Genomic DNA, 12,176 nt, shown 5'->3' on the forward strand with positions numbered 1-12,176 from the left:
CCCGAAATCGTGAACGAGATCTCCATCGGCATGGCCAAGTCCGGACGCCGTGCCTGGGCACTGGACGACGTCGCGCTGGTCCCCTCCCGACGTACCCGCAGCCCGCGTGATGTCAGCCTGGACTGGCAGATCGACGCCTACACCTTTTCCATGCCGGTGATCGGTGCGCCCATGGACTCCGTGATGTCCCCGGCCACTGCGATTGCGCTGGGCCGACTGGGCGGGCTGGGTGTGCTCAACCTTGAGGGACTGTGGACCCGGTATGAGAACCCGGAGCCGGTGCTTGAGGAAATCGCTCACCTGCAGGCGAAGGAAGTCTCCCCGGATAACACCCGGCGTCTTCAGGAGATCTATTCTGAGCCCATTAAGGCTGAGCTGATCAAGGCCCGCCTGGCTGAGATCCGCGAGGCAGGTGTGGTGGTCTCCGGCTCGCTGACGCCCCAGCGCACCCAGGAGTTCTACCAGACCGTGGTCGATGCCGGGGTGGACATGTTCGTCATCCGCGGCACCACTGTCTCTGCCGAGCATGTGGCCCAGCAGGGTGAGCCGCTGAACCTCAAAGAGTTCATCTACGAACTCGATGTGCCGGTGATCGTGGGTGGAGCTGCCGGCTACACTCCGGCTCTGCATCTGATGCGCACTGGTGCCGCCGGTGTTCTGGTGGGCTTCGGCGGCGGTTCTGCCACCACAACCCGGCGGGCCCTGGGGATCCGCATCCCGATGGCCACTGCCATCTCAGATATTGCAGCTGCACGCCGTGACTACCTGGATGAGTCCGGTGGTCGTTATGTGCATGTCATCGCCGACGGCGGACTGGGCAGCTCCGGGGACATCGTGAAGGCCCTAGCTATGGGTGCTGATGCGGTGATGCTCGGTGCCACACTGGCCCGTGCTGAAGAGGCCCCCGGCCGCGGCTGGCACTGGGGACTGGAGGCGGTGCATCCGGACTTCCCGCGCGGCCACCGCACCCAGGTGGGCACAGTGGCGCCGCTGGAGGAAGTCCTGGTGGGCCCCGGGCATCACACCGATGGTTCCTCGAACCTGATGGGCGGGCTGCGTCACGCTATGGCCTCATGCGGGTATGTGGACCTGAAGTCTTTCCAGCGGGTCGATGTCACGGTCACCCCGGCCGCTGGCAGCTTCTAGGCTGATCTTCAGAGGGGCTGGTCTTCCGCTGGACTGGTCTTCAGAGGTACTGGATATTCTCTTCGCCCAGCCGGGCGCGCATGATCTCCATGGCTTCGGGGTTGGAATCGATCATGACGAAACGCCGGCCTAGCTGCTGGGCGACGGCGCCTGCGGTGCCGCTGCCTGCGAAGAAGTCAAGGACCCAGTCTCCTGGACGTGAGGAGGGCTGGAGGATTCTCCTCAGGATGCCTTGGGGCTTCTGGGTGGGGTAGCCGGTTTTCTCTTTGCCGTTGGTAGGCACAATTGTGTGCCACCAGACATCTGTGGGCAGCTTGCCGCGGGCAGCTTTTGCCGGACTGACCAGTTCCGGAGCCATGTAGGGGATTCGCTCGATCGAGTCCTGGTTGAAGTAGTAGCCTTTCTGGCTTTTGGTATAGACCAGGATGGTGTCATGTTTGGCCGGCCAACGACTCTTGGAGCGTCCGCCGTAGTCATAGGCCCAGATGATCTCATTGAGGAAATTCTCACGCCCGAAGATTTCATCGAGCAGGATCTTGCAGTAGTGGGCTTCCCGGTAGTCGATGTGGAAGTACAAGGTGCCGGTGGGGTGGAGCAGGCGATGCGCCTCTTCCAGCCGTGGAGCGATGAAGCTGAGGTAATCGTCGTAGACGTCGAGGAAGACCATCCGGCGGGTCTCTTCGGTGTGGTAGCGCCTGCCGCCGAAACCAGTGCGCCTGCCGTCCTCAGGGGCGGGGCTGACTTTCAGGGTTCGGCGCAGCTGGGTACCGCCGGTATTGAACGGCGGGTCAATATAGATCAGCTGGAACTGCTCATCCGGCAGCTGCGGCAATAGCTGGGAGTTATCGCCCTGGATGACGTAGTTGGTTGCTGAGGAGAAGTCCAGCTCCGGGAAGTCCCGGGGTGTCTCTTCCAGCGGCTGGCCGGTCTGGGGAAGGTCCGTGTGCTGGTGGGGACTTTCCTGTTCAGTGATGGTCATGGTGGGTCAAGTCTATGCGTGATACGCCCGGGGCCCAGGGACAGCTTTCGCCGTTTCCCTGGGCCCCGAGGATAGTCCCGGCTAGCCAGCCGGATCAGTCACACGCTTAGCAACTGCCCTGCGGCTCCCAGGGGCCCCACTGTTCCCCGGGCTGCTGGTTGCGGCTGTACCACTTGGCGGTGTAGATGGTGTCGCGGTGCACCACCGTCTCTCCGCCACGGAACTCGGTACTGGGTGCCCATGCAGGCAGCACCTCGCCGGCGCACTGGGTGGACTCTCCCACTTCGGCCCATGCGCTCCACACGGAGGACCCGGGCTCCTGGTATTGGGTCCACCACAGGGCGGTGAAGACCCGGCCCTGATGCTCCACGGTTTCCCCGCCGGTGTAGACCGTCGACGACGACCACGCCGGGTACTCAGAAGGCTCCTCGCCCGGCTCTTCAGGAGCGTCGCGCAGGGCGATATCCACCACGATCGGATCATGGTCCGAGGAACGCCACTGATCAGGAGAATGCAGCTGGGAGGCGGTGCCGTTGTACCGGCTGTACTCCAGGGCGATCGGCTCAGCGGCGTTGATCGACCAGATCTCGGCGTGAACGATGGACTCGGCTGCCGCTTCGGTGGTCAGCACGTGGTCCAGGGACCCGACTCGGCCGGAGAACATATAGCTCCACTGACCCAAGTCCCCGGAGGTATTGGTGAATCCTGAGTCCTCCAGGACACGGATGGGATCTTCACGCTCATAGGAGTTGAAGTCGCCCATCAGATAGACGGACTCGGTGCCGGTGTGCTCGGTCAGAGCCTGGGAGAACGCGGCCAGGCCGTGGGCCTGCTCAACTCGGTCGGCATTCCATGCACCCTGGCCGTCACCGGTATCCCGGTTGGGGTTGGTGCTTCCGCTGGGGGCCGAGCCCTTCGACTTGAAGTGATTGACGATGGCGATGAACCGGTCCTCTTCACCGCCGGCCACCGGCTGGAACTCCTGGGCCAGCGGTTCGCGGGCGTTGGAGTAGATAGCCGTCAGATCCAGTCCTACGAAATGGTCTCCGTTGAGTTCTTCGATGCCTTCATCAAAGAGGATGTAGGAGTCGCCCACAGGTGCTACCCGGTCGCTGCGGTAGATGAATCCATTACGGATCACATCTTCCGACGACGCCGCAGGGACAGCCTGCGGGGAGGCCACATAATCCCAGACCTCGGTGCCGGCTTCGCTGTTGAGCGCCTGGACCAGATTCGCCAGGGCATGATCGCGCCCGCCGTCGTCGAAGAAGTGCCTGGAGTTCTCGATCTCCTGCAGGGCCAGCACATCAGCGTCCATGCCCAGGATCGCCGAGACGATCTTGGACTGCTGCCGGGCGAAGCTCTCGGCGCTGTAGGCGCCGCGGACGTCGCAGTAGTTCGTGGTGGTCGGTTCGCCGTGGCGGTCGGAGTAGTACTCGCAGCCCGGTTCGTCCTCGCCGAGAGAGACGAAGTAGTTCAGCACGTTGAAACCGGCCAAGCGAATATCTCCCTGACGTGCGGAGATCTCGCTGCGAGTGTTCTCAAAGGTCGCGGGGCGCGCATCCTCTGAGCCGGTATCCACGTTGTAATGACCCAGCGGCTGGAAGCGCCACTGGTCGAAGCGGTAGTCCAGGATCACCTGGGTTTCCCAGTTCACGCTGGCACCTACCCGGACAGGGGCATCCGGGTACACATAGGGCAGCCGGTTGTGCACGTTCTCGTTGCCAAAGGCCCAGCTGGCTGAGGAGCCGTCATCGAGGTAGATGACCCGCTCGGCATTGCGGGACGCCATGGCCTGTGCCTCTTCGCCGGGCAGCACCACCGAGGTGGGGTTGCGCAGCGGCTCGGTGCCGGTGACGATCCCGACCTCACCGTACTGATTCAGCGTGTAGTGGTCCGTGACAGTCCAGTCGCCCTGGGGGTCCACCAGCATATGCTGCAGGGTCAGCCGCTCATCGGAGGTCTCGGGAAACTCGTCAATGACGACAGGCTTGATTGCCTCGAAGGGCTCATCCTCGATGATCAGCAGCTCATGCTCCTCGGGACCAGCCGAACGGGTGTCCAGGTTCAGCTGGACAGCGCCGCTGTAGACGGTCACATCAGCGGTGAGCTCCACCAGGTCCCCGGACTCAACATTGCGGGCCTCTTGCGGGGAGTAGACGAAGATCCCGTCGGAGGCCACGTGGGTGTCCAGGTCGATATCCCCGCCGGTGCCGGGGGTCTGAATGACGAAGCCGCCGAGGCCGCCCGTTGGGTAGGTGGCGGTGACTACGCCGCGTACGGTGACCGGCTGGTTCAACAGCGGGTTCTCGGCCGCGGAGGTCTCCCGAGGAATCTCATTGATCTCGACCTCCTGGACGTCCCCACGCGGAGCTGGTTCGTGGACGATCTGCTCGCCGCTGGAGTTGGTGGGGGAGATCCGTTCGCTCAACTGGAAGTCAGCGGCGTTGTCATTGGTGTCCACGCCGTCTTCCACGCGGGCCATGGAGAGGACCTCGGTGGTGCTGCCCGAACGGGCCGGAGCAGATTCAAAGGTATTGGCGGTGCCGTAGCCGAGGAGGTCGACGACGTTCTCCGCCTCCTGCACGTCTCCGAGGGGGACCTGCAGACGCTCAGTGGTGGAGGCCAGCCAGATCACCCCGTTGGAGGTGGCGATGCCGCTGCTGAGGTGGCTATCCGGTGCAGGCAGCTGCTGACCGTTGCCGCCGCTGAGTCCCTGGTTGCTGATCAGGTAGTAGCCGCCAGCGTCGATGGTGCCGCCGAGGGCAACTGTTCCGGAGGGACTCAGGTTGGTTTCGGCTCGGGTAGCCGGTCGGTACTGCAGTGACCAGCCGTCCAGAGAGACCGGCTCAGTGCCGTAGTTGTAGAGCTCGATGAACCGCTGCGAGAAGGCTGCCTCGGCGCCTCCACCCTGAGCATAGACCTCGTTAATGACCACGGTGGGATGATCATCGTCAGGCTCTGGGGTCGGTTCCGCGGTGGGTTCGGGTGTCGGCTCGGGAGTCGGTTCCTGAGTGGGCTCTGGGGTTGGTTCCGGTGTCGGAGTGGGCTCCGGTTCAGAGCCAGAGAGGGTCTCTCCGCGGGAGTTGGTGGGGGAGGGGGCCTGCCGACTGAAATCGGCGCTGTTGTCGTCAGTGTCTGCTGCGTTCGTGCGGTGCAGGCTCTGCGTGTTGGTGCCGGCGATGGCAACGGCGGTTTCGAAGGTGTTGGACCCGCCATATCCCAGCAGGTCCACGACCTGTGGATGCTCGGTGACCGAGCCGGTTCCCAGATCGCTCAGCGCCTGGGAGGTGGAGGCCAGGATGAAGGTACCGCCGGCTGCTGCGCCGATTGCTGCTCCGGTTTGGGCATCAGCTGCTGGCAGAGCCTGTCCGGTACCGGAGTTGCCGCCGCCCTGGATCAGGTAGTGACCACCTGCAGGCACCGTGCCGCTGAGCGCCACTGTGGAACTGGGTGTGCCGGTGCTGCCCTGAGCCCGGTACTGCAGGGACCAACCGTCAACCGAGACCGCGTCGTCGCAGGTGTTGTACAGCTCAACATAGCGATTCAACAGCGCAGCCGAGCCGGATCCGCCATTGGGAAATGCCTCGTTGATGACAACGCAGTCAGTCTCGGCCGAATCAGCGTGAGCCGTTGGTTCCGCCTGCGCGGGAGCGAGGGCCGATCCTAAAAGAGCGCCGGTAAGTCCCAGCGCCGCTAGTGAACGCCTTATGCGAGAACCGAGCCGGCCTGCGTTCTGGGAAGGCAGTGGTGGTGTGCTCATATTTTTCTTTCTCATCAGTGCGGGCAGCAAAACAGGCAGGTGAAAACTGTCCTGGCTGCGTGATCCAGGTCCCATCCAAGCAGGCCTAGATGAACGCAATGCAACATGGCTGGGCAAACCGCCGTTCACCTTGATGCCTTGGGGCAGCGGATTGCTACATAAGGATCACGCGGGGGTGCGGAAGGATCAGTGTCCTTCCGCACCCCCGCGTGATGAGTGCCTCGGTGAGACTAGTTCCGTGCAGTGGCCCGGCGCTGCCGGATCACTAGGAATGCGCCGACCGCCAGGAGCAGCACCGCCAGCAGGCTGATGACTGCCACGGTGGCACCGGTCTGAGCCAGTCCACCGGCCGGTGCAGCCTGGGGGCCTTGTCCGGCTCCGGCGTCTCCTCCAGCCGCAGGTGCCGAGGGGGACGGTGTGTCAGCGGGTTCGGTGGGGTCCGGAGGAGTCTCGGCACCGGCGTCGGCGTCAGCTGCCAGGACGGTCACAGCTAGGGTGATCTCGAGCCCGGTGGTGGGCTCGGTGATCACCAGCGGCACCTGCAGCTCAGTGAGCTCAGGGGTGCCGACAGCGCTGAAGCCCGCACCCAGACCCGGCTGGAACATTGCGTCCCAGAGGATCTCCTGCGGAACGTTCACCCGAACTTCGGCGCGGCCGCGCAGGTCGTTGTCCTCGCCCAGATCTACCCAGTCCTGGTCGATCTCAGCTTCTCCGACGTCGATACCGGCCAGAGTCACCTGCACCGATTCGCCCTGCGGCAAACCGGGCACCGACCAGTTCAGGCCAGCTAGGTCGACGGCGATCTCCTCACCCGGAGCGTAGACAGCGTCCTCTTCACTGACCCAGGTCACGCCCACGGAGCGTTTGGCCAGATCCGGGGCAAGTTCTCCGTGCTCCTCGAAGTACTGAATGAAGCCGTCCATATCCACCTGGCCGGTGGTACCGAGGTTGCCAGGAGCGAAGGGCGTGAAACCATCACCGCCGGCGGCGAGGAACGAGTTCATGGCCAGCAGGTAAGTGGCCTCAAGGTCGAGAGGTTCTCCGTTGAGCCACATTCCGGTGATTCGGTCGCCTTCAGGGGCCTGCGGGTCATAGCTGTAGTGGAACTCAGCCGAGGTGCCCAGCATGAGGTCCCGGCCCTCGCGCCACTGCAGCTCCAGTGCTTCCTTGATGCCTGCGCCGGTGATTTCCACGGAGTTGATCAGGTTGCCGAAGGGCTGGATGGTGGCCAGATCCCGGTAGGTGATCTCCCCACCGGCACCGTCAGACCCCGGAGGGAGGTCAGCGCGCACACCGCCGGGGTTCATCAGAGCGAAGTCCACCTCATTGCTGGACTGCCGGGCCGCCCAGGCCTGAGCATCTGCGATCAGATCCGAAAGGGTGGAGCGCGCTGAGCGGTTCTCGGTGCCTTCGGCATTCTGCGCACGGGCGAATCCAGGCTCCACTGAGCCGATCACCACATTGCCGATCTCCTCTGCCGTCTGCTGAGCGTCGGCGACAAGGGCAGCAAGGTCCGGACGGTCGCCCTCATTGCAGTAGATCGGCTCGTCGTCTTCTGAGATCAGCGGAAGGATCAGAGCTTCCGAGGAGACGATCTCGCCGGTAGCGGTGTCGTACTGAATGACCATCTGGCCGATATTGCGGGTGTACTCACCGGTCTGGGTGACCCACATGCCCGACTCAGTCTGCAGCGCGTACTCGCGGTGGGTGTGTCCGGAGATGATGGCAGCAATATCTTCGTGAGCGTTATTGACCAGATTCCCGAATTGGCCGCCTGCGTGGGAGAGCTCGGTGCCGGCGATTCCGTCGTGGACCAGCACCATGGTGAGGTCGGCTTCGTCGTTCTCCGCGATGTGCTCAGCCCAGTAGTTCGCGGTGGCATCCAGGTCATGCCACTCAATGCCGGCGATGCCGTCTGGGGACACCAGGCGCGGCATATCGGTGGTGTTCAGACCGATGAACGCGATCCGCACGCCGCCGACTTCCAGCACCTGATAGGGATCCAGGATCGGGTCACCGGTAGCGGCGTCTACGGCATTGGCTGCCAGCCAAGGGAAATCTGAGAGCGGCATGACGCGGTCACGCAGGTCAGCCCATCCGCGGTCGAATTCGTGGTTGCCCACTGAGGTGATGTCCAGACCCATCAGGTTCAGCGCCTCGATGGCAGCTTCATCATCGGTAGCCCACGAGGTGAAGGTGGAGGCACCGATGTGGTCACCGGCACCGACAAAGAGGGTGTTGGGGTTCTGTTCGCGGAAGTAGTCCACGGTGCAGGCCATGATCTCCACCCCGGCAACATCGCCGCTGCGTTCCAGCCGGCCGTGGAAGTCGTTATCCGAGATGATCTGCAGCTCCACAATGGAGTCGCTGCTCTCCTCAGCGGCGTCGCCAGTCTCCAAGAGTGCTTCTTCGGCAGCGTCATCGGCATCCTGCTCCGCTGCGAGCTCGGGGGCCTCTGCACTGGGTGCCTCCGTAGCGGGGTCCTCCGCAGCGGGGCCCTCTGCACCGGGGGCCACGGTATCGAGGTCTTCTGCGACGTTGTCCGCGTCCTCGGCGGGATCTTCGGCTAGCTCGGCCTCCACCGGGCTCTCAATCTCCTGAGCGGAGTCATCCGAGCTCTGCTCGGCAGAGGCGGCGTCATCGGCTGAGCTGAGCTGTTCGGTGTGCTGATCGTCAGTGGCGTCCTGGTCCTGGTCGGTCACAGTGGCGGCGGCGGCTACCGGCGCCCCGATCAGCAGGGCAGCGGAGAGACCGGCGGCGGTCAGGGTCAGGCCGCGGCGGCGCGCGGGCTCGGGGTATTCAGGCAATCCGGTCATGGGTTTCCTCAGCAGGAGTGCGAATAAGATGTGGCACACCACGGCAGGGTCTGCCGGAATTGATCCAAACAGCCTCAGGTGAACTTTGGAAGACATGTGGGTGAATTGAGCGCGGTGACTTTCAGCGGCTATACGGCGAAGACTCCGGTAGTTATCGGCTTTCGCGCAGCAGCAGATCCTGCTTCAGGGGCAGACCGTAGCGGAATCCGCCGAGGGTACCGTCACTGCGAATGACCCGGTGGCAGGGGACGAAGAGCGCGGCGGCATTCATGGCACATGCCGCTGCGGCTGCACGCACAGCCGTGGGACTGCCGGTTGCCGCCGCGTATTCGCGGTAGGTCACCGGTTTCCCCGGTCCCACTTCGCGCAGCACATCCCAGGCCTTCTGCCGGAAGGGTCCTGACTTTTGATGCACCGGGACGGCGCTGATCGCGGTCAGGTCGCCGTCGTAGTACTCCTGTACTGCTTTGACCGCCTGAGAGAGCACGACGTCGGCGCCCAGGTCCTCATATCGCGTAGATGTGGGTGCCAGGCCCGGGTCTCCGATGCTGCGCAGGCTGGGGTGGATGAGCAGCTCCAGGGACTGCAGATCAGCAGTCCACCCGGCGGCGAGCACCGCCGAGTGGCCCGCGATGATGCTGAAGATCCCGTCCGGAGTCTGCACGGAGGTGCTCGGGAGGGCGCTCTCAGGCGTGGCCTGGACTTCGGTGGTGGTCATGTGCTGGACCTTTCACTGCGGTGATGGCGATCGGGTACGGCTGCGGCGCTCCAGAGGTGCATGGCGGCATAGGAACGCCATGGTGACCATCTTCTGGCATGATCCCGCAGCAGCCGATGGGCCGTCGTCGTCGGTGTACTGGTGCTGATGAGCCCCAGCCGGCGAGCCCCAGCCACAAGCGCCACATCCCCGGTCATCCAGATATCCGGTGGGCTGAGCACACGCAGCAGCAGATAAGAGGCTGTCCATTCGCCGATGCCGGGCATTGCACACAGTTGAGCCCGAAGAGTCTCGGGGTCTGTGCCGGTATGCAGCGTTAGGTCTCCGTTCACCGCGGCGGAGGCGAGGCTGCGTACGGTGCGAACCGAACGAGCTGGCAGCCGCAGCGGACGCTCTGGGTCTGAAGGGCCCTGCTCAGCTGCGGGCTCGGGGATGCCGTCGAGCAGCTGTTGCGGGGTGGGGAAGAGCAGGGTGAGGCCGGGAATGCTGGAGGCGTAGGGGGTGCCGAGCAGTTGGACGAGTCGGCTCAGATGGGTACGGGCAGCGCGCACGGAGATCTGCTGGCCGACCACGGCACGGGTGAGGTACTCCTGTGCGTCGAGGGCACCAGGCAGCCTGATGCCGGGTCTCGCAGCCACCAGCGGTGCGAGAACAGCGTCGGTGCTGAGCGCGGAGTCTACTGCCACAGGATCAGCGTCGAGGTCGAAGCTGCGTCGGATCCGGCCCACCAGTAACGGGATATCAGCCAGCGAGCTGACTTCACAGTGCATGCTCAGCTGCCAGCCGGCCTGCCCGGCGGTTGCCGTGACCTCTACCGCGGCCGGACCGTGAGGCAGCTGCAGCGTCCGCGCGTATCGCAGCGTCGCCTCGGTGAGTTCGGCGGTTTCCACACCGGGCAGCGCGCGTTCGGCCAAGAAGCTGAAGATCCCCGGGGCGTCATAGGGCTGGCGGGTGGGGAGGGCCAGGTGAAGGTGCAGGCGGTTCGCTGCTGGATCTGTGAACGAGGCAGCGGTCGATTCTCCCGCCGAGCGGGAGTCAACCGTGCCGGGTTTGCGGGAGGTTCTGCGGATCTGCAGGGGAGTGGCGGCGAAGATCTCCTGCATGGTGTGGTTGAACTGGCGCAGGGAGTGGAAGCCCGCGGCGAAGGCCACCTCGGCGGCGGGAAGATCTGTGGATATCAACAGAGTTCTGGCGATCTGTGCGCGGTGGGCCCTGGCTAGTGCCACGGGACTGGCACCTAGTTCGCTGATGAGTGTGCGATGCAGATGACGACTGGTATAGCCGAGCCGCTCGCTGAGAGCCTGGACCCCGCCGTCGTTCATGATCCCTTCACTGATGAGCCGCATAGCGCGTGCGGCCAGGTCCTGGCGCAGATTCCACTGCGGGGTGCCCGGGGACGCTTCAGGCAGGCAGCGCTTGCATGCCCGGTACCCGGCGGCATGTGCAGCTGCGGAGGTCAGGTAGAAGGTGACGTTCTCTGGTTTCGGGGTGAGTGCAGGGCAGGACGGTCGGCAATAGATGCCGGTTGACGAGACTGCGGTGAAGAACTGGCCGTCGAACCGCTTATCTCCGGCTTGCACGGCGCGATAGCGCTCAGCGAACTCAGCGTCAGGCTGGGTTAGCCGGGGCAGCGTGCGGTCCGATGTCATGGCACCATCTCATCGCGTCGGCGGCGAGAAAGCTAGCGGGAATCGGACATGACGTGAGCCGCCAGCGGTGAGTGTCTTAGGACAGGGCCCGCCATGGCGTGTTCATAGGTGACGACGGCGACCGCGCACGTAGGTGCTGACAGAGGCCAGAGCCATCGCGGTGATGACCATGACGCCGAAGATGACGACTGAGAACTCTGCTGCATTGGTGAGGGCGTTGAGGATATTTTCCATACCTCACACGCTACGCAGCAGTCGCGGGCCCGGCATCGGAGCCCGGGCTGATCTTTGACTCAGCCTGCGGGTGGAGAAATGGGCAACTGATGCGCCGTGCCTGACATCGCATAGGGTAGAGAAAGTGTGACGCGGCTAACTTTGTCATCCTGGGGGTGACTCAGCTTCAGGCTTCGCGGTGGGTGTGTTGACGAGAAGTCAGGGGCGTTGGGTATGTGGATTTTTGTGGTGGTGCTGCTGGTTCTCGGGCTGCTGCAAGTGGTGTCCCCGGTTGCCGGATGGTGGCTGGCCAACTTCTGGAAAGTGGAGTCAGGGGCGGAACCTAGTCGCTTGTCCCTGGTCCTGTTGCGGATGCAGGGGATCGTCTTTTTGCTAGTTTCTGCAGGGCTAGCGTGGCACCAGCTGCAGGCGAGCTAAACGCGCCGCAGTCAGGGCTGGAAGGCACAAAGAAACCCCCGCCCGGCCAGGAACGCGCCTGGCCAGACGGGGGTCAACAAGTGGAGACGGCGGGAATCGAACCCGCGTCCGATCTGGATTCACATGGACTTCTCCGGGTGCAGTCTGCTGACAGATTTTCTCGGCCCCAGGCGTCACGCAGACAAGCGCCTGACGGGCTCAGTCGTGTTAAATCTCGGGCGACCTTCCCACGACAAGAAGGTCACCCCAGTGGCTATCTAGCTGATGCCAGGCACTGAGTCGATAGCAAACTCAGGCTGACAGACTCGCGGTCGCTGCTCAGGCAGCGAGGGCGAAGTCAGTGCGCTTAGATTCGGCACTTATTGGGTTGCACAAGGGGTATTTACGTGGTCACTTGGCGTCCACGACCCGCTTCCCCATGATCAACTCAGATCGTCGAAACCGATCGTCCCCG

The 12,176-nt window shown here is 63.8% G+C and carries 8 protein-coding genes and 1 other RNA gene; 2 read left to right on the forward strand and 7 right to left on the reverse strand.

Annotation, left to right across the window (positions count from 1 at the left end):
- The first annotated feature begins 6 nt into the window (after positions 1-6).
- On the forward strand, positions 7-1,146 hold the full coding sequence (locus ABEA23_RS08910; protein ID WP_345478658.1) for a GuaB3 family IMP dehydrogenase-related protein: 1,140 nt from the start codon (positions 7-9) through the stop codon (positions 1,144-1,146).
- Positions 1,147-1,186: 40 nt separating this feature from the next.
- On the opposite strand, the gene ABEA23_RS08915 is transcribed toward ABEA23_RS08910, so the two are convergent.
- The 6 genes from ABEA23_RS08915 to ABEA23_RS08940 form a co-directional block, all read right to left on the reverse strand.
- Positions 1,187-2,125, reverse strand: a complete 939-nt coding sequence (locus ABEA23_RS08915) for a DNA-methyltransferase (RefSeq protein WP_345477696.1) — start codon at positions 2,123-2,125, stop codon at positions 1,187-1,189.
- Positions 2,126-2,231: 106 nt separating this feature from the next.
- Entirely contained in the window at positions 2,232-5,888 is a 3,657-nt protein-coding gene (locus tag ABEA23_RS08920; RefSeq protein ID WP_345477697.1) for an ExeM/NucH family extracellular endonuclease, read from the reverse strand.
- Between the two features lie 230 nt (positions 5,889-6,118).
- On the reverse strand, positions 6,119-8,704 hold the full coding sequence (locus ABEA23_RS08925; protein WP_345477698.1) for a bifunctional metallophosphatase/5'-nucleotidase: 2,586 nt from the start codon (positions 8,702-8,704) through the stop codon (positions 6,119-6,121).
- A gap of 151 nt (positions 8,705-8,855) precedes the next feature.
- Positions 8,856-9,422, reverse strand: coding sequence for a methylated-DNA--[protein]-cysteine S-methyltransferase (locus ABEA23_RS08930; RefSeq protein ID WP_345477699.1), 567 nt, complete (start codon positions 9,420-9,422; stop codon positions 8,856-8,858).
- Complete coding sequence (locus ABEA23_RS08935) at positions 9,419-11,071, reverse strand: AlkA N-terminal domain-containing protein (RefSeq protein ID WP_345477700.1); 1,653 nt, start codon at positions 11,069-11,071, stop codon at positions 9,419-9,421. Before ABEA23_RS08935 ends, ABEA23_RS08930 begins: the two co-directional genes overlap by 4 nt.
- A gap of 102 nt (positions 11,072-11,173) precedes the next feature.
- Positions 11,174-11,305 carry a hypothetical protein gene (locus tag ABEA23_RS08940; RefSeq protein WP_345477701.1) on the reverse strand — a complete coding sequence of 44 codons (132 nt, stop codon included), beginning with the start codon at positions 11,303-11,305 and terminating at the stop codon, positions 11,174-11,176.
- Positions 11,306-11,518: 213 nt separating this feature from the next.
- Here ABEA23_RS08940 and ABEA23_RS08945 point away from each other — a divergent pair, with 213 nt between their 5' ends.
- Positions 11,519-11,722: a DUF6199 family natural product biosynthesis protein gene (locus ABEA23_RS08945; protein WP_345477702.1), complete on the forward strand. Its 204-nt coding sequence runs from the start codon at positions 11,519-11,521 to the stop codon at positions 11,720-11,722.
- A gap of 78 nt (positions 11,723-11,800) precedes the next feature.
- Here ABEA23_RS08945 and ssrA read toward each other — a convergent pair.
- Positions 11,801-12,175: a transfer-messenger RNA gene (ssrA, locus tag ABEA23_RS08950) on the reverse strand.
- Position 12,176: the final 1 nt, after the last annotated feature.

The organism is Nesterenkonia rhizosphaerae (assembly GCF_039544555.1).
Classification (GTDB): Bacteria; Actinomycetota; Actinomycetes; order Actinomycetales; family Micrococcaceae; genus Nesterenkonia; species Nesterenkonia rhizosphaerae.